This window comes from Anoxybacillus ayderensis (assembly GCF_013761015.1).
In the GTDB taxonomy this organism is placed as follows: Bacteria; Bacillota; Bacilli; order Bacillales; family Anoxybacillaceae; genus Anoxybacillus; species Anoxybacillus ayderensis.
In genome coordinates this window covers 158,788-180,433 of sequence record NZ_JACDUV010000002.1, presented here as the reverse complement: position 1 = coordinate 180,433, position 21,646 = coordinate 158,788, and the positions used below count along the sequence as shown (strand labels likewise).

General features: G+C 44.6%; 23 protein-coding genes. 7 read left to right on the top strand and 16 right to left on the bottom strand.

The features are described 5' to 3' along the window. Positions 1-15: 15 nt before the first annotated feature. The 3 genes from HNR63_RS03205 to HNR63_RS03195 form a co-directional block, all read right to left on the bottom strand. Positions 16-948 carry a beta-ketoacyl-ACP synthase III gene (locus HNR63_RS03205; protein ID WP_085788323.1) on the bottom strand — a complete coding sequence of 311 codons (933 nt, stop codon included), beginning with the start codon at positions 946-948 and terminating at the stop codon, positions 16-18. A 107-nt stretch (positions 949-1,055) separates the two neighbouring features. Next, positions 1,056-2,015 carry a BMP family ABC transporter substrate-binding protein gene (locus tag HNR63_RS03200; RefSeq protein ID WP_085788324.1) on the bottom strand — a complete coding sequence of 320 codons (960 nt, stop codon included), beginning with the start codon at positions 2,013-2,015 and terminating at the stop codon, positions 1,056-1,058. An 84-nt stretch (positions 2,016-2,099) separates the two neighbouring features. Further along, positions 2,100-2,801 carry an alpha/beta fold hydrolase gene (locus HNR63_RS03195; protein ID WP_181519908.1) on the bottom strand — a complete coding sequence of 234 codons (702 nt, stop codon included), beginning with the start codon at positions 2,799-2,801 and terminating at the stop codon, positions 2,100-2,102. Between the two features lie 138 nt (positions 2,802-2,939). Here HNR63_RS03195 and HNR63_RS03190 point away from each other — a divergent pair, with 138 nt between their 5' ends. After that, complete coding sequence (locus tag HNR63_RS03190) at positions 2,940-3,119, top strand: YjzD family protein (RefSeq protein ID WP_021094754.1); 180 nt, start codon at positions 2,940-2,942, stop codon at positions 3,117-3,119. 25 nt (positions 3,120-3,144) lie between these two features. Here the strand turns inward: HNR63_RS03190 and clpB are convergent, their stop codons facing one another. From clpB to argC, 9 genes are all read right to left on the bottom strand, one after another. Next, positions 3,145-5,727 carry an ATP-dependent chaperone ClpB gene (gene clpB / locus HNR63_RS03185; RefSeq protein ID WP_181519757.1) on the bottom strand — a complete coding sequence of 861 codons (2,583 nt, stop codon included), beginning with the start codon at positions 5,725-5,727 and terminating at the stop codon, positions 3,145-3,147. Between the two features lie 85 nt (positions 5,728-5,812). Beyond that, complete coding sequence (locus tag HNR63_RS03180; protein ID WP_003395421.1) at positions 5,813-5,992, bottom strand: YjzC family protein; 180 nt, start codon at positions 5,990-5,992, stop codon at positions 5,813-5,815. An 89-nt stretch (positions 5,993-6,081) separates the two neighbouring features. Beyond that, a complete protein-coding gene (gene argF / locus HNR63_RS03175) occupies positions 6,082-7,026 on the bottom strand; it encodes an ornithine carbamoyltransferase (protein ID WP_181519756.1) in 945 nt (314 codons plus the stop codon). Next, positions 7,023-10,127, bottom strand: a complete 3,105-nt coding sequence (carB, locus tag HNR63_RS03170) for a carbamoyl-phosphate synthase (glutamine-hydrolyzing) large subunit (RefSeq protein ID WP_181519755.1) — start codon at positions 10,125-10,127, stop codon at positions 7,023-7,025. Before carB ends, argF begins: the two co-directional genes overlap by 4 nt. Beyond that, positions 10,120-11,187 carry a carbamoyl phosphate synthase small subunit gene (locus tag HNR63_RS03165; RefSeq protein WP_181519754.1) on the bottom strand — a complete coding sequence of 356 codons (1,068 nt, stop codon included), beginning with the start codon at positions 11,185-11,187 and terminating at the stop codon, positions 10,120-10,122. The genes carB and HNR63_RS03165 overlap by 8 nt, the downstream gene beginning before the upstream one ends. A gap of 49 nt (positions 11,188-11,236) precedes the next feature. Next, positions 11,237-12,394: an acetylornithine transaminase gene (gene argD, locus HNR63_RS03160; RefSeq protein ID WP_181519753.1), complete on the bottom strand. Its 1,158-nt coding sequence runs from the start codon at positions 12,392-12,394 to the stop codon at positions 11,237-11,239. Beyond that, the gene (gene argB, locus HNR63_RS03155) at positions 12,391-13,182 is read right to left on the bottom strand and encodes an acetylglutamate kinase (protein ID WP_052025481.1); all 792 of its coding nucleotides are present in this window, start codon (positions 13,180-13,182) and stop codon (positions 12,391-12,393) included. The genes argD and argB overlap by 4 nt, the downstream gene beginning before the upstream one ends. Next, positions 13,163-14,389, bottom strand: a complete 1,227-nt coding sequence (gene argJ, locus HNR63_RS03150; protein WP_021094761.1) for a bifunctional ornithine acetyltransferase/N-acetylglutamate synthase — start codon at positions 14,387-14,389, stop codon at positions 13,163-13,165. The genes argB and argJ overlap by 20 nt, the downstream gene beginning before the upstream one ends. A gap of 14 nt (positions 14,390-14,403) precedes the next feature. Then, on the bottom strand, positions 14,404-15,429 hold the full coding sequence (gene argC / locus HNR63_RS03145; protein WP_085788330.1) for an N-acetyl-gamma-glutamyl-phosphate reductase: 1,026 nt from the start codon (positions 15,427-15,429) through the stop codon (positions 14,404-14,406). 176 nt (positions 15,430-15,605) lie between these two features. On the opposite strand from argC, the gene HNR63_RS03140 reads away from it, so the two are divergent. Next, positions 15,606-16,289, top strand: coding sequence for a Crp/Fnr family transcriptional regulator (locus HNR63_RS03140; RefSeq protein WP_085788331.1), 684 nt, complete (start codon positions 15,606-15,608; stop codon positions 16,287-16,289). A gap of 18 nt (positions 16,290-16,307) precedes the next feature. Here HNR63_RS03140 and HNR63_RS03135 read toward each other — a convergent pair whose 3' ends face one another. Beyond that, the gene (locus HNR63_RS03135; protein WP_181519907.1) at positions 16,308-17,015 is read right to left on the bottom strand and encodes a YwiC-like family protein; all 708 of its coding nucleotides are present in this window, start codon (positions 17,013-17,015) and stop codon (positions 16,308-16,310) included. A 71-nt stretch (positions 17,016-17,086) separates the two neighbouring features. After that, a complete protein-coding gene (locus HNR63_RS03130) occupies positions 17,087-17,842 on the bottom strand; it encodes an alpha/beta fold hydrolase (RefSeq protein ID WP_181519752.1) in 756 nt (251 codons plus the stop codon). Between the two features lie 108 nt (positions 17,843-17,950). On the opposite strand from HNR63_RS03130, the gene HNR63_RS03125 reads away from it, so the two are divergent. From HNR63_RS03125 to HNR63_RS03115, 3 genes are all read left to right on the top strand, one after another. Continuing rightward, entirely contained in the window at positions 17,951-18,757 is an 807-nt protein-coding gene (locus tag HNR63_RS03125; RefSeq protein ID WP_075039293.1) for a Cof-type HAD-IIB family hydrolase, read from the top strand. Positions 18,758-18,846: 89 nt separating this feature from the next. Next, entirely contained in the window at positions 18,847-18,999 is a 153-nt protein-coding gene (locus HNR63_RS03120) for a hypothetical protein (protein ID WP_009361918.1), read from the top strand. Position 19,000: 1 nt separating this feature from the next. Next, positions 19,001-19,174: a DUF3813 domain-containing protein gene (locus HNR63_RS03115; protein WP_181519751.1), complete on the top strand. Its 174-nt coding sequence runs from the start codon at positions 19,001-19,003 to the stop codon at positions 19,172-19,174. Positions 19,175-19,198: 24 nt separating this feature from the next. On the opposite strand, the gene HNR63_RS03110 is transcribed toward HNR63_RS03115, so the two are convergent. Then, positions 19,199-20,032 (bottom strand): YitT family protein, encoded by an 834-nt coding sequence (locus HNR63_RS03110; RefSeq protein WP_021094767.1) that lies wholly within the window; start codon positions 20,030-20,032, stop codon positions 19,199-19,201. Positions 20,033-20,119: 87 nt separating this feature from the next. Here HNR63_RS03110 and HNR63_RS03105 point away from each other — a divergent pair, with 87 nt between their 5' ends. Then, the gene (locus tag HNR63_RS03105; RefSeq protein WP_085788334.1) at positions 20,120-20,983 is read left to right on the top strand and encodes a DegV family protein; all 864 of its coding nucleotides are present in this window, start codon (positions 20,120-20,122) and stop codon (positions 20,981-20,983) included. A gap of 29 nt (positions 20,984-21,012) precedes the next feature. After that, positions 21,013-21,138, top strand: a complete 126-nt coding sequence (locus tag HNR63_RS03100) for a DUF3941 domain-containing protein (protein WP_003395443.1) — start codon at positions 21,013-21,015, stop codon at positions 21,136-21,138. A gap of 340 nt (positions 21,139-21,478) precedes the next feature. On the opposite strand, the gene HNR63_RS13775 is transcribed toward HNR63_RS03100, so the two are convergent. Continuing rightward, complete coding sequence (locus tag HNR63_RS13775; protein WP_003395444.1) at positions 21,479-21,568, bottom strand: putative holin-like toxin; 90 nt, start codon at positions 21,566-21,568, stop codon at positions 21,479-21,481. Positions 21,569-21,646 lie beyond the last annotated feature (78 nt).

Sequence of the window (21,646 nt, the reverse complement as noted above, 5' to 3'; positions counted from 1 at the left end):
TTCATCATACCATCGTTATTTGCCCCAGCGCAATGCAATAGCGCCCCACGTTAATCCACCGCCAAAGCCAACCATAATAATAAGATCATCATCTTGAATGCGCCCGGCTTCCACTTCTTCTACAAGTGAAATCGGAATGGATGCAGCGGATGTATTTCCGTATTTATTTACTGTAATCGACATGCGCTCAACAGGCAGTTCGAGCCGTTCGCGCGCCGCCTCCATAATGCGAATGTTGGCTTGATGCGGAATTAAAAAGTCGACGTCCGCTTTCGTCAATCCTGCTTTTTCTAATACGCGAATGCATGACTCGCCCATTTGGCGCACCGCAAACTTAAACACTTCCCGTCCGTTCATGACAATATGGTCGTCTTGATATAAATATTTTCCCCCCGTACCGTCTGCCCCAAGTTCAAACGATACGATGCCGCGCCCTTCTGCAACTTTCCCCATGACAACCGCTCCTGCGCCGTCTCCAAACAACACCGCTGTATTTCGATCGCTCCAATCGACGATTTTTGATAACTTTTCTACACCAACGACAAGCACGTATTTGTACGTATTCGTTTCAATAAATTGTTTCGCGGTTACCATCGCATACATAAATCCTGCACATGCCGCGCTTACGTCAAGTGCCGCTGCATGCACCGCCCCGAGCTTTTCTTGCAACATACATGCGACGGACGGAAAAGGGCGATCAGGCGTCACCGTCGCTACTAAAATGAGATCAATTTGTTCAGGAGAAATGCCCGCATTATCAAGGGCGCGCTTCGCTGCGATATAACCCATATCGGACGTATCTATATCGTCTGAAGCAATACGACGTTCTTCAATCCCTGTGCGCGTCCGAATCCATTCATCTGACGTATCCATTCGTTGTTCTAATTCTTTATTCGTCACAATACGTTCCGGCAAATATCGTCCAATTCCAATAATTCCTGCACTCACGGAAATATCGTCTCCTTTTATTATCAAACTTTATTACTTGGTACTAATTTTACTTTCTTTTTTCGTTTCATGCAATAAAAAAATGAGGCGCTTACTCGACACCTCATTTACTCATTCGGCAATTTTCCTGTTGCTTTATATCGTTCAATCGCTTTTGTTATTTTTTGTCGGAACGGTTTGTCGACAAGCGGGCTAAACGTGCCGAGTTCGACGACGCCGTCTTGAAAATCGACATATGTCGTTCCAGACGTTAATTCTCCATCGATGAACTTTTTCGCCACAAGTTCATATAGCGCATCGACATGTTGGACGGTGCTCGTTAGCACCGTTCGTTCTCCTAAATCTGCTTGATCCGTTACGTAACCAATCGCATAAAGACCGTGTTCTTTCATTTTTTCAATCACTGGTACGCTAAATTTATCGCCGGCTGGATATATGACATCCACCCCTTCAGCAATCATTCGTTCGGCAATGGCTATGGCTGTATCGACGTCGTCCCAATGTTGTACATATTCCACGTCGACATTCGCATTTTCGTTCTCATGTAAAGCCCCTTCAAAAAAACCGTCCACTTCCGGCTGCCATTCAAATGCGGCAATGACGCCAATTTTGTTCGTCTTCGTCATATGCCCCGCCACCATGCCGCCAAAAAAGCCCATCGCATGCCCTGCGAAATTAAAACTTGTCACATTTTTCTTTTTCGCTTCTCCGTTAAAAAATACAAAATGAATGTTCGGATATTGCTCTGCGATGTCATCAAAATACTCCCCATACTCACTTCCATGACCAAAAATTAAATGGACTCCTTTTTGGTGAAATTGTTTTATCGCTTGTGCCGTCGCTGCTTTTGAGTTTACCCCTTCGCGATAAAACACTTCCGCATCAAATTTCGCTTGAATGCGAAGCAATCCTTTATACCCTTTCGTTCCCCACACTTGATCATCAATTGTATCTGAAACGAGCAAACCAACTTTTTGTACATTTCCCGATGATAATTTTGCAGGAGCGCAAGAAGATAAAATAAAAAGTAGTGCAAAAATAAAATACGTATATCGCCTCATCAACATGCAACACTCCTTTTTCGGTCTCATTTTTTATTTTACTTGCTTCCTTTCCTATCGGTAAAGAAAAAATCCCCATGGGTATGGGGACTATACATCGCTATATTGTTCATAAAACGCATGAATGGCTTGCGCAAACGTATATGTTTTTTCAGGCAAATGATATGAAACAGGCACGCCAAACGCTTGCGCATACGCTCTTGCATGAATCGTTGGAGGATATGGATTCACTCCTGACACTTGCCAAATTTTCATTGGTACAGTCGGAGCATAAAGCGGAGGGAGATCCAATTCCTCTTCCGTTGTTCCGTACGCTTGCTTTAATTGACGTAACATCCGCTTATAAAAAAATTTATGCTCTTTTTCATGTTGGAGTTGCGCCTGTAAATGCAAACAAGGATTTAATAGCGCAACCGCCCGTATTTGATCACGTAAATCGTTCATCAACTGCAAGGCGACAAGCGCCCCCATTCCTTCTGCGAATACGTAAATGCGCTCATTTAAAATTTCCGTTTTCAGCACATAATAAATGAGCTGTTTCGCTAGTTTGACCGCTTTTGGACTTCCCCAATTCGCCCCGTACAAATGCGAGTAGAAAATCGTATAGCCATGTTGTAACAAATCGTTTAACAGCTTGTTTTTCCCAACATGTTGCATCCATAAACTCGTTTTGTCATCGACGAAGTGAGAGACGTCTCCTAAAAGGAGTAAACCAAATCCGTTTGGCCGATCTGGAACATGAATCGCACACCATTGCTCGCTAAATTGGAAAAATCGTTGCTTCTCTGTCATCATCGTCCACCTTACGCACATCATTGTACAATATATCGTATGCGATTTTCTTTTGCGTGTACTAGGCGTTGCAATTTTTCATTTTCGTCTATTCACCATTTATGTTAAGATAAAAAAGAGTGTAAAGGAGGGAATGGCATGCGTATTTTTTGGACGTTTTTCTGGACGTTTTTATTAGTAAACATGGTGACATACGTCGTCAGCTCGATGATCGGCTCGGCGTACCATTTCGAAACAGGCACAACGTTGGCAGTCATTGCAACCGTTCTCATTTTATTGATTGCACAACTCATTCCGAACGACCCTGTGCATCATTAAAAAAGGATAAACGGCATACGTCCGTTTATCCTTTTTTTACGACGAATTCGTCGCCTTCGATATCAATCGTGACGGTGTCGTAGTCTCCAATACGTCCGGCAATAATTTCACGGGCAAGCTTCGTTTCAATATGTTTTTGAATAAACCGTTTGAGCGGACGAGCGCCGTACACATGGTCAAACCCATGTGTCGCAATGTACGTCTTCGCTTCTTCCGTTAACGTAATCGTCATATGGCGCTCTGCTAGTCGCTCCTCTAATTGTTTCATAAACTTATCCACAATGCTTTTCACTTCGCGGGCGGTTAACGGTTTAAATAGTACAATGTCGTCCACTCGGTTTAAAAACTCTGGTCTAAAATGCGCTCGCAATTGTTTCAACACTTGTTCACGTGCTTCTTCGTTTATGTCTCCGTGCGCATCGACCGCTTCTAACAACGTATGCGAGCCAATATTTGACGTCATAATGACGACCGTATTTTTAAAATCGACCGTTCTTCCTTGCGAATCCGTCATCCGACCGTCATCTAACATTTGTAGTAAAATGTTAAACACTTCCGGATGCGCTTTTTCGATTTCATCAAGCAAAATGACCGCATACGGCTTTCTGCGCACCGCTTCCGTCAGCTGCCCACCTTCTTCGTAGCCAACATATCCTGGAGGCGCCCCGATTAAACGAGAAACTGCGTGTTTCTCCATATATTCCGACATATCGATGCGAATGATCTGTTCTTCGCTATCGAAAAGCGCTTCCGCTAACGCCTTCGCCAATTCTGTTTTTCCGACACCTGTCGGACCGAGGAAAAGAAATGAACCGATCGGGCGATTCGGATCTTTCATGCCTGCGCGTGCGCGCAACACTGCATCGCTCACGAATTGTACCGCCTCGTCTTGCCCGATGACGCGCTCATGTAAAATGTCGGTTAACCGCAACAACTTTTCGCGTTCACCTTCAACAAGTTTTGTCACCGGAATGCCCGTCCATTTTGACACGATTGTCGCGATTTCTTCCTCCGTTACTTCCTCGCGCAACAACCGTCTCTCTTTTTCCGTTTCTTCTAGCTGTTTTAATTGTTTTTCGAGTTGCGGAATGCGTCCGTGGCGCAATTCTGCCGCTTTATTTAAATCGTAATTGTTTTCCGCTTCTTCTAACTCGCGCTTCGCTTTTTCTAACTGCTCACGCAACGCGCGCACATGTTGAATCGCTTCTTTTTCTTTTTCCCATTGCGCTTTCATCGCATTTGCTTTTTCGCGCAAATTCGCAAGCTCTTGCGACAACGCTTGCAAGCGCTGTTTGCTCGCTTCATCTTGCTCTTTTTTCAACGCCGCTTCTTCAATTTCAAGCTGCATCATTTTTCGCATCACTTCATCTAACTCTGTCGGCATTGAATCGATTTCCGTTCGAATCATCGCGCATGCTTCATCAACAAGGTCAATCGCTTTATCAGGCAAAAAGCGATCAGAAATGTAACGATCGGACAACGTCGCCGCCGCAACGAGCGCGCCGTCATGAATGTTCACGCCGTGATGAATTTCGAATCGCTCTTTTAAGCCGCGCAAAATCGAAATCGTATCTTCGACCGTCGGCTCTTCTACGAGCACTTGTTGGAAACGGCGTTCGAGCGCAGGGTCTTTTTCAATATATTGTCGATATTCATCAAGCGTCGTTGCCCCAATGCAATGCAATTCTCCGCGCGCAAGCATCGGCTTTAGCATATTCCCTGCATCAAGCGCCCCATCCGTCCGTCCCGCACCGACGATCGTATGCAGTTCATCAATAAATAAAATGATGCGCCCTTCGCTTTTCTTTACCTCATTTAATACCGCTTTTAACCGTTCCTCAAACTCTCCGCGAAACTTTGCCCCTGCAATAAGCGCACTCATATCTAGCGCAAAAATCGTTTTATCTTTTAACCCTTCTGGCACGTCTTTGCGCACGATACGTTGGGCGAGCCCTTCAACGATCGCTGTTTTTCCAACGCCCGGCTCTCCAATTAAAACAGGATTGTTTTTCGTTTTACGCGATAAAATGCGAATGACGCGGCGAATTTCGCTATCGCGGCCGATGACTGGATCAATTTTTCCAGCTTTCACTTCCGCCACTAAATCGCGACCGTATTTTTGCAGTGCTTCATATGTTGCTTCCGGATTTGGACTAACCACGCGTTGATTCCCCCTTATGTCCATAATCGTTTGCAATAGCTTTTCTCGCTCGATTCCATAGCGTGACAATATATGTTTCGCTTCTTTGTCGTCAACGAGCGCAAGCAACAAGTGCTCAACGGATATATATTCATCTTTCATTTGTTTCGCTTCTTGTTCCGCCCGAACAAGCCATTGTTGCAAACGGCTTGTGACATATATTTTTCCGGCTTCCGAACTAGAAATGACTTGCGGTTTTTTGTTGAGTTGTTTGTTCCACTCATCTAACAAACTTGAAACAGAAACAGACATTTTTTCATAAATGCGTCGTGCAAGCCCATCTTCTTGTTCGAGAAGCGCCACACAAACGTGTTCAACGTCCACTTCTTGATGTTGTTTTTCTATGGCCAACGATTGTGCTCGCATGAACGCCTCTTGCACTTTTTCCGTCATTTGTTGCATATTCATCGCACTCACCCCTTTGACTTTGACTTTTTTTGACCTTTATCTATTACGTATTATAACGAGAAAGCCACCCTTATGCAAGGATGGCTTACGGTTTTGGAAAGTACGTCCATATACGATTATGATTCGACGTTTCTGGGAAACGGTCACCTGCTTTTAGTTTTAATTTTTTCGGATTTTTCACTTGGTCGCCTGTCTCGCCAATTTCAATATATATCCCGTTGTTTGGCGCTTTTTGTCCGGGGCGAAAATGTCGGCTTTGTCCCATCCGTATCCCTCCTCATCGTCTGATCATTTCATAATATGTCCGTTTTGTTTCAAAACGATGATGAGAAATAACGGATCGATATCCAAATGCTACAGCAACGAAACGAGCAATGCTTTTTGTGCATGAAGGCGGTTGCCGGCTTGTTGGAAAATGTATGAACGCACTCCATCAATCACCCCTTCTGTCACTTCTTCGCCGCGGTGAGCGGGCAAGCAATGTAAAAACATAAAATCGCTTTTCGCTTGTTGAACGAGCGTTTCATTGACTTGAAACGGCGCAAAGACGTGCATCCGTTCGTTCGCTTCCGACTCTTGCCCCATGCTTGCCCATACGTCTGTGTATACAACGTCTGCATCGACAATCGCTTCATACGGATCGTTTGTTACAACGATCGTTGCACCGCTTTCGTTTGCGATGCTTTTCGCTTCTTTGACAACCGCTTCTTTCGGTTCATATCCTTTCGGTGAAGCGACTGCACAATGCATGCCGACTTTTGCCGCCGCAAGCATTAACGCATGCGCCATATTGTTTCCGTCACCGATGTAGGCAAGCTTTAGCCCTTGAAGTTTTCCTTTCACTTCGTAAATCGTTAATAAATCGGCAAGCGCTTGACACGGATGATCGTCATCGGTCAACCCATTAATGACAGGAATCGTCGCATAATGGGCAAGCTCCTCTACTTTTTCATGCTCGAATGTGCGAATCATAATCGCATCAACATATTCCGATAATACGCGCGCCGTATCTGCAATCGTTTCTCCACGTCCAATTTGCAAATCGCGGCTACTTAAATGAAGTGCATGACCGCCTAATTGAACCATGCCGACTTCAAATGAGACGCGTGTTCTCGTTGACGGCTTTTCAAAAATCATCGCGAGCGTTTTGCCGCTTAGCGGCGTGTACCGTTCGCCGTTTTGTTGCTTCTCCTTTAATTCAAGCGCCAAATGAAGCAAATATTCGATTTCTTCCTTCGAATAGTCCGCTAACGTTAAAAAATCTTTTCCTTTTAACTGAATCGTTGCTGTCATATTCATTTTCTCACCACTTCACGTAAATTTTTTAACCAATCTTGAATCGAACAAACGGAAAAATGTTTTGTCGACCACGCTTGGACAAACAAATGCGCGGTTTCTTCTTCCGTCAATACGAGCACATGGCGAGCGAGCGCCTGTTTTCTTCGCCATGCACTTTGTTCATCACGCATGAAACTAACAAATGCGAGCGCTTCTTTTTTCTCAACCCATCGTTCGAACGGCTCATCTGTCACAATCGTTAACCCTTGTTGTTTTGCATGCTCGATTAACACCTTCGCCTCAGCTGGTGCATCGACATATATTTCATACGCTTCTTTTTTCTTTACGAGATATGGATAAAATGCTTTATATGCCGCTTCTTGCACCGTTTTTGCAATGCTAATTCCTTCCCCTGTCGACTTCATTTCCGGACCGACAAGCGGATCGACACCCGGCAACTTATATGTCGAAAACACCGGATACTTTAAGACAACATACGGAATAGAAACCGATTGTTTGACGTCTTCCGACAAATATTTCCCAAGCAATACGTTTGTCGCGAGTTGAACCATCGGCACACCTGTCACTTTACTGACGATCGGAACGGTGCGGCTTGCCCGCGGATTGACTTCTAAGACGTACACTTCCCCATCCCGTACGATAAACTGCACGTTCATTAACCCTTTGAAATGAAGTTTATTTGTGATCCGCTTCGTATAATCGATCATTTTCGCTTTTTCTTCTTCCGTAAACGATTGAGCAGGCAATAACGCATAACTATCGCCAGAATGGACGCCTGTTTTTTCGACATGTTCAATAATTGTCGGAACGAACACGTCATATCCGTCACAAATCGCATCAATCTCTCCTTCTTTTGCGCGTACATATTCATCAATTAACACCGGATATACCATTTCTTGTTGGATTATTGAAGCAAGCTGTTGTTCATCATAAACGATATGCATTCCACGTCCGCCAATGACGTACGATGGGCGAAGCAAAAGCGGATAACCGATACGTTCCACTTTTTCCATTAATTCCGCTTTGTCGTTTGCCATCGTTCCTTTCACATGTGGAATGTCAAGCGACTGGAGGAGCGCATAAAAACGTTCCCGATCTTCTAGTTGGTCAATGATCTCACTATTCATGCCGATGATTGACACGCCGTACGATTCAAGCTTGTTCGCTAAGTTAATGGCCGTTTGACCGCCAAACTGCACGATGACCGCTTCGACGTTTTCCGCTTCCACGACATTTAACACATCTTCTACCGTCAGCGGCTCAAAATATAAACGATCGGCAACGGTAAAGTCGGTGCTGACTGTTTCAGGGTTATTGTTCATTAAAATCGCTTCATATCCCGCTTGCTGCAAAGCGTACACGCAATGAACAGAGCTATAATCAAATTCAACCCCTTGCCCAATGCGAATCGGACCTGAGCCAAGAATAAGCATTTTCGGCTGATCGCTCGTTTGTATTTCACTTTCGCCAAAATATGTCGAATAATAATACGATGTTTCAGCCGAAAATTCAGCAGCACACGTATCGACCATTTTATAAGATGGAACGATGCCATATGCTTTTCTTTTTTCTCGCACATCTTTTTCATCCACGTTCCATATATAAGCTAAATACGCATCGGAAAATCCTTTTTCTTTTAGCATGCGAAACGTTTGTTCATCAATCGAATGAAGCGTCGTTTCTTTCGCTTGTTGTTCAAGCGCAATAAGCTGAGCAAAACGAGTTAAAAAATATAAGTCGATTTTCGTCCATTCGTGTATTTGTTCTGTCGCTATACCGCGGCGAAGCAGCTCGAGTATAGCGAAAAAGCGGCGATCGTCTCCCGCTTTGACGATATCTACTAACACCTTCGTCGGCTGTTTCGCAAGCGCTGGTGAATGTAAACCGATATGATCTAACTCAAGCGAATGAAGCGCCTTTTGTAACGCACGCTCAAAATTACGGTCGATCGCCATCACTTCTCCTGTCGCTTTCATTTGCGTGCCGAGGCGACGATCGGCAAACGAAAATTTGTCAAACGGAAAGCGCGGAAATTTCACGACAACATAATCGAGTGCAGGCTCAAAGCTCGCATACGTATGTCCTGTCACTGGATTCACTAGTTCCGCAAGCGTATAACCGACCGCTAATTTTGCCGCCATTCTTGCGATCGGGTACCCTGTCGCTTTTGATGCGAGAGCAGAAGATCGGCTGACGCGCGGATTCACTTCAATTAAATAATACTTTTTACTTTTTGGATCGAGCGCAAATTGAATGTTGCATCCTCCGACAACACCGAGCGCCGAAATAATTTTAATGGCAGCTGAGCGCAACATATGATATTCGACGTCAGTCAACGTTTGCGACGGAGCAACGACGATCGAATCACCGGTATGAATGCCAACTGGATCGATATTTTCCATATTACAAATCGTAATGCACGTATTCGTATGGTCGCGCATCACTTCATACTCAATTTCTTTAAATCCCGCGACACTCCGTTCCACTAAACATTGCGTGATCGGGCTTTCTTGCAATCCTTTTGTGACGATGTCGACAAGCTCCTCCATCGTCTGTGCGATGCCGCCGCCCGTTCCCCCGAGCGTATACGCTGGGCGAACAATGATTGGAAACCCGATTTGTTTTGCAAATTGCACAGCTTCTTCAACTGTCGTCACAATTTCGCTTTCTGGCACCGGCTCGTTTAATTCATACATTAACGCCCGAAACGCTTCACGGTCTTCGCCACGTTTAATCGATTCAATCGGTGTGCCGAGCAAGCGGACATTATACTTTTGTAAAATACCTTGCTCATGTAAAGCGAACGCTAAATTCAGTCCCGTCTGTCCGCCAAGCGTCGCTAATAGCCCATCGGGTCGCTCTTTTGCAATAATTTTTTCCATACTTTCTACCGTCAGCGGCTCAAAATATACCGCATCCGCATGCACTTCATCCGTCATAATTGTCGCGGGATTGTTGTTTGCTAAAATGACGCGGTATCCTTCTTCTTTTAATGCTAAGCAACCTTGCGTTCCCGAATAGTCAAACTCTGCCGCTTGCCCGATGACGATCGGACCAGAACCGATCACAAGAATCGAACGAAGCGTTGAATCTTTAGGCATAGACTTTCTCCTTTCTTGCTGCTTTCATCATGTCAACAAATTCAGCAAAAATAAATTGTGTATCGTTTGGTCCAGGATGCGCTTCCGGATGATATTGCACACATAAAATCGGCTTCGTTTCATGGGCGACACCTTCCACCGAACCGTCATTGACGTTAATAAAACGAATGGAAAGCGGCGTATGCGCTAAACTTTCTGCCTTCACCACATAACCGTGGTTTTGCGAAGTCATAAACACTTTTTTCGTTTTCGCATCATATACCGGCTGATTTGCTCCACGATGCCCGAACGGCAATTTTTCCGTATCCCCACCGTAAGCGAGCGAAACGAGCTGATGCCCAAGGCAAATCGCAAGCGTTGGATACCGTTCGATAACCGCCAAAATATTTGGCAAATAACGGGACAATTGTTTCGGGTCTCCCGGTCCGTTCGATAATAATACTCCGTCTGGCTCAAGTTGTTCGACCGTTTGTAACGTCGTATTGTACGGAACGACCGTCACGCGACATCCGTACGCCATTAACGAATGAACGATTGACTTTTTATATCCGAAATCAAACAAAACAACGTGCATATGACCGTTTCCGTACGTTTGTATGTCCGATGTGCTCACGAGCGGCACGGGCGCTTGTTCTTCCACTTGCACAACCGCCTGCCGGCTCGTTGAAATAACCGCAGGCATTGCCCCATGTTCACGAATTTGTTTCACGACCGCTCGTGTATCGACATGGGTGAGAAGCGGAACGTTCCATTTTTGCAAATATTGTTTCAAACTGTACGTCGCCTCGTAATGATACCCTGTCTCCTCCGCTTCATAAACGATGACCGCCTTCACATGCGGCCGTTTGCTTTCAAAATCGACTTCGTTAATCCCGTAATTTCCAATAAGCGGATACGTAAATACGACGATTTGATTTTTATACGACGGATCTGTTAACACTTCTTGATATCCTGTCATCCCTGTAAAAAAAACAACTTCCCCTGCAATATCTCCCGTCCATGCCGTTTCCAATTTTCCGGCAAACATTTTGCCGTTTTGTAAATGTAAATACGCCTCCATGTTCACACCCCAAACGAATGTTTATTAAACAAACAGAATTTTTATTCATTCATACGTATAAAAAATCACGTTCATATGACGTTAACGCTTCTTGTAATATATTTATCGCTTCATCAAGTTCCTCTTTCGTCACGATGAGCGGTGGCAATAAACGAATGACGTTCGGCCCCGCTGCTAAAGCAAGAAGCCCACGCTCATGAATATGCGGCAATATATTCGCGACTGGTTCACTGCATGCGATGCCGATCATGAGCCCTAAACCGCGCACATCTTGCACGATTTGAACGTCGTTTAACTGTTCGGCTAATTTTTGTTTAAAATACGTCCCTTTTTCTCGTACTTCCCGTAAAAATGACGGTTGTGTCACGATGTGAAGCGTCGCTTTCGCCGCCGCCATCGCCAAAGCGTTTCCGCCAAACGTTGAGCCGTGCACTCCGGCGCTAAACGTCGGTACGACATGTTTCTTTCCGATCATCGCCCCGACAGGAAAGCCGCTTCCTAATCCTTTTGCGACGGTAATGATATCAGGGGAAAGATCGAACTGCTCATAAGCAAACAACGTGCCTGTTCGTCCGATGCCTGTTTGCACTTCATCGACGATCAACAATGCTCCGTACGTTTGGCAAAGCTGCTCGGCTGCCTGTAAAAATGACTTTTCTCCGACAACAACACCGCCTTCGCCTTGCACGACTTCAACCATGACAGCTGCCACCGTTTCATCCATTTCTCGTTGTAGCGCAGCGATATCATTAAACGGCACGTACGTAAACGTCGGCAACAACGGGCCGAATCCATCGTGAATTTTCGCTTGCCCGGTCGCTGTCATCGTCGCAAACGTTCGACCGTGAAACGACTGTTCGCACGTAATGATTTTAGAACGTCCCGTATGTTTGCGCGCAAGCTTGATTGCCGCCTCGTTCGCTTCCGCTCCGCTATTGCAAAAAAACACCGCATCGCCAACGGAATGTTGCACAAGAAGGGAAGCGACTTCTTCTTGAATAGGGAGATGAAATAAATTAGATACGTGCCATACTTCGTTTAGCTGCGCCTCAAGCGCCTGCTGTACAGCCGGGTGGCGATGGCCGAGATTACATACCGCAATGCCTGCGACAAAGTCAAGATATTGTTTTCCGTCTGTGGCGATGAGTTTCGTTCCTTCCGCTTTAGCAACCGTAATCGGAAACCGTTGATACGTTGGGAAAATCATACGTACACCTCTTTCTTCATCATCGTTCCATGCCACGTTCCTTCTTTATAAAATGGGACTTTTCCGCTCACAATAGCGACTTCATTGACCGAGTTGAGCGCATGAAGAGCCGCTTTCACTTTCGGAATCATTCCTCCTGAAATCGTTCCATCTGCAATCATCGCTTCAATCATATGGGCGGTTGCTTCTTTGACAACTTCTCCGTTGTTTAAAATGCCAGCGACGTCTGTCACAAAAACGAGTTTGTCAGCCGAAAGCGCCTGTGCAATCGCCGCCGCTGCTGTATCTGCGTTAATGTTATACGTCTGGCCATGCTCATCTATTCCGATCGGTGCGATGACGGGCACGTATCCGTGACGCAACAACGTATGCACAAGCTTCGCATGAACGTGTACGACTTCTCCTACATAACCGAGCGTTTGTACGTCGATTGGTTTCGCTTGCAACAAACAATCATCGACACCGGACAAACCGACGGCGCGAATGTCGTTTGCTTGTAACAGCGAGACGAGCGTTTTGTTCACCTTTCCGTTTAATACCATTTCGACAACGTCTAACACGTCTTTTGTCGTTTTTCGCAATCCGTTTACAAATTCAGACGGAATGTTGAGCGCATGTAACAACTGTCCAATATCTGGTCCTCCGCCATGCACGATGACAACATCAAGCCCGCTGTTTCTTAATTGTTGCACGCTTGTAAAAAACGATGGGGATAACTCATGAAGCACGCTGCCCCCGCATTTGATGACAATCACATAAATCCCCTCCTTACGTGCGATAACTTGCATTAATTTTAATGTAGTCGTACGTTAAATCACAGCCCCACGCAATACCTTCCCCGTTGCCGACATGTAAATCGACTGTAATCACGACGACGTCTTCCATTAAAGCCGCTTTCGCTTCTTCTTCCGAAAACGGCACCGGTTGACTTTGTTTTAACATTTGAATCGAACCGATCCATACGTCCACGCAATTCGGGTTTATGAATGCTCCGCTATGTCCAATTGCACCAATAATGCGTCCCCAGTTTGCGTCCGCTCCGTACACTGCTGTTTTCACTAAGTTGGAACCGACAATATGTTTCGCTGCCCATTTTGCTTCTTCGTCCGTTCGCGCTCCTTTGACGCGCGCTTCAATTAATTTCGTTGCCCCTTCTCCGTCGCGAGCAATTTGCTTCGCTAAATGTTCACACGTTTGACGGAGCGCTTCATAAAAGTTTGCCCAATCTGGATGTTGTGGAGAAAGCGGCTCGTTGCCAGCTAACCCGCTCGCCATGACGATGACCATATCGTTCGTTGACGTTTCCCCATCGACCGTAATTTGATTAAACGATACGTTCGTAATGGAACGAAGCGCATCTTGCAATACGTCTGATGGGACGTTTGCATCCGTCGTAATAAAAGCAAGCATCGTTGCCATATTTGGATGAATCATTCCCGATCCTTTTGCCGCTCCTGCAACCGTCACGACTTGACCGTCTATGACCGTTTCATAACACGTTTTTTTCATGACGAGATCCGTCGTTAAAATCGCTGTTTGAAAATCAACCGCTCCATCTAATTGTGCCGTCGGTTTCAATTTTGGGATGCTCGCGCGAATGTTTTCCATCGGTAAACATTCACCGATCACTCCTGTCGATGCAACAGCAACGAGATGTTCTGGAAGCCCAAACGCCTCCGCGCACAACTTTCGCATTTCGTATGCGTCTTTTAACCCTTGTTCCCCTGTACATGCGTTCGCATATGCGCTGTTGACAATGACCGCTTGAAGCTTTTGTTCGACCGCAATGCTTTGTTTCGTCACTTGAAGCGGTGCGGCTTGAAACACGTTTTGCGTGTAAACGGCCGCACACGATGCCGGCACGTCGCAAACGATTACCCCTAAATCTTTTTTCGTATAGCGTAACCCTGCATGCACACCAGCAGCTTGAAATCCTTTTGGTGTGACAATCGTTCCATCTGCGACATATTTCACTTTTTCTTCGATCAACTTCATCTTCTCCACCCCATTTACGGATACATCGGCATCGATGTTAGTCCGGTTTGTTCCTCTAATCCAAGCATCACATTGGCGTTTTGAACGGCTTGCCCCGCCGCCCCTTTCACTAAGTTGTCGATCACGCTCACAACCGTGATGCGATTCGTTCGTTCATCGTAACTGACTCCAATATCGCAATAGTTTGAACCGTACACATCTTTCGTGCATGGGAAAGACCCTGCTTCCCGAACGCGCACGAACGGGCAATGTTTATACGTTTCTTTATATAACTCTATCATTCTATCAAGCGATACGATGCATGCCGCTTCCGCATATATCGTCGCCATAATCCCACGCGTCATCGGGATTAAATGCGTGCTAAACGTCATCGGCCCCATTTGTTCGTTCCAATCACGTAACATTTGTTCAATTTCCGGAATATGTTGATGTGTATTTACTTTGTATATTTTTACGTTTTCATTCGTTTCCGCAAAATGAACGCCAAGCGACACCCCACGTCCTGCACCTGATACACCTGATTTCGCATCAACGATAACAGAATGAGGCACGATCCATTTTTGAATGACAAGCGGCGCTAATCCGAGCAACGTCGCTGTCGGATAACAGCCGGGATTGGCGATTAAACTGGCGTTTGCAATGTGCTCGCGATTCCATTCCGTTAAACCGTATACCGCCTGTTTGAGCACTTCTTCGTTCGGCGGCGTTTTTTTATACCACTTCGCATATACGTTCCCATCGCGCAAACGAAAGTCTCCAGATAAATCAATGACTTTATGTCCCGCCGCAAGCAATTTCGGCGTCCATTCGCTCGATACGCCGGGCGGCGTCGCTAAAAAAACAAGCTCACCTTCAATATCGTCGCTTTGAATATCGCGCAAGACGAAACGCCCCTCAATATGCGGATACACATCTTGCAGCGAAACACCTGCTTGTGAAGATGAATGAACAGAAGCGACGCGCATGTGCGGATGATGTTGCAATAAGCGAATGAGCTCAATGCCCCCATAGCCTGTCGCTCCGATAATGGAGACTTTCATGAAACAGCTCCCCACTTTCTGTATATTGTTATAAATTTAGTTATCATTATAATACTGCATAAAAATAAAATCAAATGTATATTTAAATATTTTTTTTATTTTTCTCATTCATTTATTGACCGAATATGTATTTTTCTTTTTAATGGAAGTAGACAATAATCAAAGGTGGTTAGTGTATGACAATTCAACCGATCTCCTTATCCGATCTTCTTTCCCTTCCTCACCATATGATTGATATGCAAAAAGGAGAATATATATTTCGCGAAGGAGAAGCGGCAAACGAGCTATATATTGTATGTGAAGGGAAAGTGCAATTAAGCAAAACGACGGAGGAAGGGCGCGAACTATTGCTTCGCATTTGTGAACAAGGCGATGCGTTTGGGGAGGTCGTTCCGTTTCAATTGACGTGCATCTGTACGGTAAGTGCAAAAATGATGGAAGGAGGAACGTTAGCTGTCATTCACAAACAGCATCTTGAAGAAAAACTGTTGACGGATCATGCGTTTTCGTTACAGTTTATGCAATGGGTTCATTTGCAATTGCAACGAATGCAAACGAAAATACGCGATTTAATTTTGCACGGAAAAAAAGGGGCGTTGTATTCGACGCTTATTCGCTTAGCGAACAGCTACGGTGTCGAAACAGAAGACGGCATTTTCATTGATATGCCGATGACCAATCAAGAGCTCGCCAATTTTTGCGGCAGCGCGCGCGAAGTCGTCAGCCGTCTGTTAAAAGAATTAAAAGAACTCGGCATCATTTCTGTCGAGAAAGGAAAAATCACGATTCACGATGTGCAATTTTTAAAAGATGAAATTCGCTGTGAAGGTTGTCCGATTGATATATGCAACATGAAATAAGCCGACACATTTGTCGGCTTAATAAACGATCATAATGACGAGCGCAAAATAAACAGCATTGACAATTTCATAAATCCCTACCTTTTTAATCGACAGCGATTTTCCATAAAAATAAATCGCCCGCACGACACTTGGCACATATGCGAGAGCAAGCCAACCGTTTCCCGTTGCCACACATGCGACAATGATGATGATATGAAACAACCATGATGCCCACTTATAGCGTGGGTTATTTTTTTCGCGAATCATCGTTTTGACATAAAATGTACTTCCAATAAAAAATAACATAGAGGCAATAAATAAAAACCACGCGTTTTCATCGATGTACCCCGTACCGATGTAATAACTTCCAAGCCCACCGATCGAAAAGTTGATAATTGCAGCGACATCGTTTGTAAACGAGCGCTCTTTTTTCTTTTTCGCAAAATACATATTTACGATAAAAAACGGAATCATGGCTAACCCGAAATACATGAGCGGTGGCTTGTAAGCAATAGGAACGGCAACAAACACGCCTGCAAGCGATGCATACAAAATAAACCATTTTTTATGACGAGCGTTCGCTTGCTTTTTAATCATTAACGTCCATATATATGTCGCTAAATAAAAAAAAAACCATGCGATAAAAAGCGGCAAATGAAGCCACGTCGCTTGACCGATATCGATCCCGAATAAAAACGGAATAAGCAACATCGCCCAAGCGCCATGTTGTCTTGGAATAACCATCATTATCCCCTCCTTCTTCTTCGATTGTACCATCCTCCTTCTTTTTTCTTTGTGATGTGTGTCACATTTTTTTATAAATGTGTGACAAACCATTGAATCGTTTGTAAAAATGCCTCGCGCGTCACTTTATGTCCCGCATGTTCATCAACTAGCATCATAAGCGGCTGATGGAACGGCTCGATTTGTTTATAAAACGCGTATGTATAATCAAACGGGACGACGTCATCTTGTTTTCCGTGCCAAATGAAGAGCGGACGGCCGTTTAATTTTTCAGGCTGCAACGATAAATCGTACGCCATTAACGTGTTGCGCAACGTTTCAATTTGTTCGTTAGAAAGCGGCAACGTCATTCCTTTTCGCTCAGCAAATTGCAGCTGCAAATTAAAAAACGTTTGATAGCATGGGCTGCCCATGAGCGAACCAGCGACGCGAATCCAATCATATTGTGTTAACGCCCCAAACGTCACGATGCCTCCCATCGATGTACCAACGACACCGATACGCTCAGGGTCAACAAGTTTTCGCTCCACAAGTTCATTTTTTATGTCTTCTAATTCACGTATAGTCGTTAACACAATGTCCCAAAACGACAAATATAATTTATCGTCAGAAAGCGGATTTGGACGTTCCCCATGATAAAGCGCATCCGGCAGCACGACACGATATCCGGCTTCGGCAAGCAAATAGCCGAAATGAAGATTATGTTCTTTTGCGCTTGTAAATCCATGAATAAAAATGACAAGCGGTCGCATATGATGTTTATCATCTTCTTTTACTACATGCAAGCACGGAACGTTTGCGATTGACTCACGAATAATCGACACCATGTTCTCATCTCCCATTTTATGTTTTAACATTATATTACCATATAGACAAATATTTTGGAAAAACGATACACTAATAATGAATCATTTTAACGAAAAGGGGAACAAACAATGGACCAACATTTAATTGCGATTGATTTAGACGGCACGTTATTAAAAGATAATAAAACGATTTCTGATCGTACATATGACGTCATTCAAAAAGCAAAACAAGCGGGACATATCGTCGTCATTGCGACAGGACGGCCGTATCGCGCAAGCAAAATGTATTATGAACAATTACAATTAACGACGCCAATCGTCAATTTTAACGGGGCGTTCGTTCATCATCCGAAAGACGACAGTTGGGGCATGTACCATACGCCGCTTCAGTTAGAGACGGTGAAAGAAATTGTTGAAGTAAGCCGAAAATACAACGTGCGCAACATTTTAGCCGAAGTGATGGACGATGTGTATTTTCACGAACATGACGAACAGTTGCTTGATTTGTTTAATTTAGGAAACCCAAATGTATATATCGGAAACTTGCGTGACATTTTGCGCAAAGAACCGACGAGCATTTTAATTTTATCTGATGAACAAAACGTTGGACGCATTCGCACATATTTATCAGAAGTGCATGCGAACGTCATCGACCATCGCAGTTGGACAGACCCTTGGCACGTCATTGAAATCGTCCGAACCGGCATTCATAAAGCGGTCGGTCTTGAAAAAATTGCTTCTTTTTACGGCATTCCACGCGAGCGCGTCATCGCTTTCGGTGATGAAGATAATGATATTGAGATGTTAAAATGGGCTGGGTTAGGCATCGCAATGGGCAATGCGATTGAACCGTTAAAAGCGATCGCAGACGATGTAACAAAAACAAATGAAGAAGATGGCATCGCCGTTTATTTGCAATCGTTATTAAAGTTATAAAAAATTCCCTCACGTATTGTGGCGCAAACATGAACAAACTATCATCGACGCCATATGCGTCACAAGCGGCGAACAAGGGGGAATGTCGTGTGGGCAAACGAAATAAATCGAAACGTTTCATTCAGCAAGGTGCCGATGCTGTTTATAAACATGATGAGCGCATTCCGTATCATATGACGTATGAAGAAGCGGAACGACGCAAAGCAGAGAAAGCAGATCATACGAACCTCGGGGGATTTTAATATGGGCAATCCGTTATTTCAACAAGCGAAAAAAGCGGTCGCCAAAGCGAAAGAAGAAAAAACAGAACGCGCCATCGCTGTGGCAAAAAATACGCTCTCATCCGCTTTCGCCAACGCCAACGATGCCGAGCGAAAACAGTTGCACGACTTGCAAGACGAACTCGATGCATTGTAAAAAGCTGCGCCTCGTGCGCAGCTTTTACTCTTTTCGGAAAAAACCGACCACTTCTGTCGTTTGCATAATGTTCGTAAACGCTTTTGGATCGACTTCTTTAATAATTCGTTTTAAATCAAACAATTCATAGCGCGTAATGACAATCATTAACATGTCTTTATCTTCATTTAAAAATGCACCTTTGGCTGGAATGACCGTAATGCCGCGAACCATTTGCGATTTAATCGCCTGCTTCATCTCTTCCCCTTTTGTCGTAATAATGAGCGCCGTAAGCTTTTGATGGCGCGTATGAATGGCGTCAATGACGCGCGTCGTGACATACAACGTCACAAGCGTATAGAGCGCCTTTTCCCAACCGTACATATATCCAGCCGTTAAAATAATAATCGAGTTAAGCGCAAAAATGTACGTCCCAACAGAACGATCGTTCACGCGCGACAACACGAGCGCAATAATATCTAAACCGCCGGTTGACGCCCCCCACTTTAACGTCCAGCCCGTTCCGATGGCCGCAATCACCCCACCAAATACCGCATTTAATAAAATATCTTCTGAAAGCGAACGAATCGGAATGAGCTCGAGAAATAACGACATGAACACAACGCTTAAAAAGCTGTAAAACGTAAATGACTTCCCTACTTTTTTCCACCCTAAAATAGCTACCGGAATGTTAAATAAAAAAAGCAACAAACCGGTTGAAATCGCATAAGGTGTATAGTCCCCAACGACTTTTGAAATGAGCTGAGCTGCCCCAGCAAACCCGCTCGTATATACGTTTGCTGGAATTAAAAATAAATTCATGCCGATCGCATTTAATAATCCGCCAATCACGACGACAAACAATTTTTTTACATCCACAGAACATCCTCCTACAAAGCGATAAGATTGTTTTTTTTTATAAGAATCGGTACACTTAAAATAAGTACATACATAGGGGTGATTGAAATGAATATTAAAATTATAGCGGATAGCGGGTGCGATTTGCCACTTTCTTTTATACAAGAAAAACAAATTGCCTTTTTGCCGTTAACTGTTCATATAAACGACCACGATTACGATGACCAACTGACGATTCAACCAAAACAAGTATACGAAGCGATGCGTAAAGGCGATGTGCCGAAAACGTCGCAAGCGAAACCTTCCGAAATGAAAGAGCTATTTACGACACTTGCGCAAGAAAACATCCCTGCCATTTACATTGCTTTTTCTTCTGCTTTGTCAGGTACATATCAAACAGCCGTCATGATGAAAAACGAAGTGCTTGAACAATATCCTCATGCAAAATTGACGGTCATCGACTCGAAATGCGCATCGCTCGGCCTTGGACTTGTTGTAAAAAAAGCGGTTGAGCTAGCTGAAAGCGGCATGCCGTATGAACATGTCGTCACGACAATCGAAACGTATTGTCGCCATATGGAACATATTTTTACCGTCGATGACTTGCAATATTTAGCGCGCGGTGGGCGCGTCAGCAAAACGGCTGCGTTTGTCGGCGGGGTGTTAAACATTAAACCGCTTCTTCACGTCGAGGATGGAAAATTAATTCCGATTGAAAAAGTGCGCGGACGGAAAAAAGTGTTGAAGCGCATGGTCGAGCTGATGCAACAGCGCGGAGCAGACGTTGAAAACCAACTGATCGGCATTAGCCACGGCGACGATGAACAAACGGCGCTCGAATTAAAAGCGATGATTGAAGAAACGTTCGGATGCAAACAATTTTTCATTTCTGAAATCGGTGGCGCCATCGGAGCGCATGCCGGACCGGGAACGATCGCCCTCTTTTTCTTGAATAAACAGCTTGAGCAATGATTACACTACCGGTAAAGGAGGGCGAGATGATGACAAGCGATAACGACAAAAAAGCAAAAGACAATAATGCCAAACGACATGAAAAGAATATGGAGCGCGAAAAAAACCGCCAAGCTGGCAAGCGCGCCTATTCAAAAGAAACGAATCATTTGTAAAAACAAGAGGATCGCAGTATCTCTTTTCATTGTTCCCTTTTCGCGTTATAATGAAAGGTGAAAATGAATTGACATAAGAAAAGCGCAAAGCGCCCGCCTATCGGCGAAGAGCGCACAAGCCCCACCGAGGAGGCTTAGACGCCGAAAGAAGGGGCGGAGCGACTCGAGCCGATGGCGCTTGGAGCTAGACATCAATTCGAACTTTTATACTTTCTTATCTTTTAAAAATAGGGCATTGGCTGCCACCAATGCCCTACGATACACGGCTTACTGCAAGACGTGCAGTGGCCCGAGACATGTTAGGAAGTAACCTACCCTCACTTGGGCCTAGCAGGGTGGGTTACTTTTTATCTTTAGCAACCGCAATTACTGCGACAATTAAAGATGCAAAGGCAATCATTAACGTTAGTGCATCTTCAACTGCAATCATCAGTAGCCCCCCTTTCTATAAGGGAGTAGCCACTGCCCACCCTGCATATCACCGTGCCATTCACATTATATCACTGCA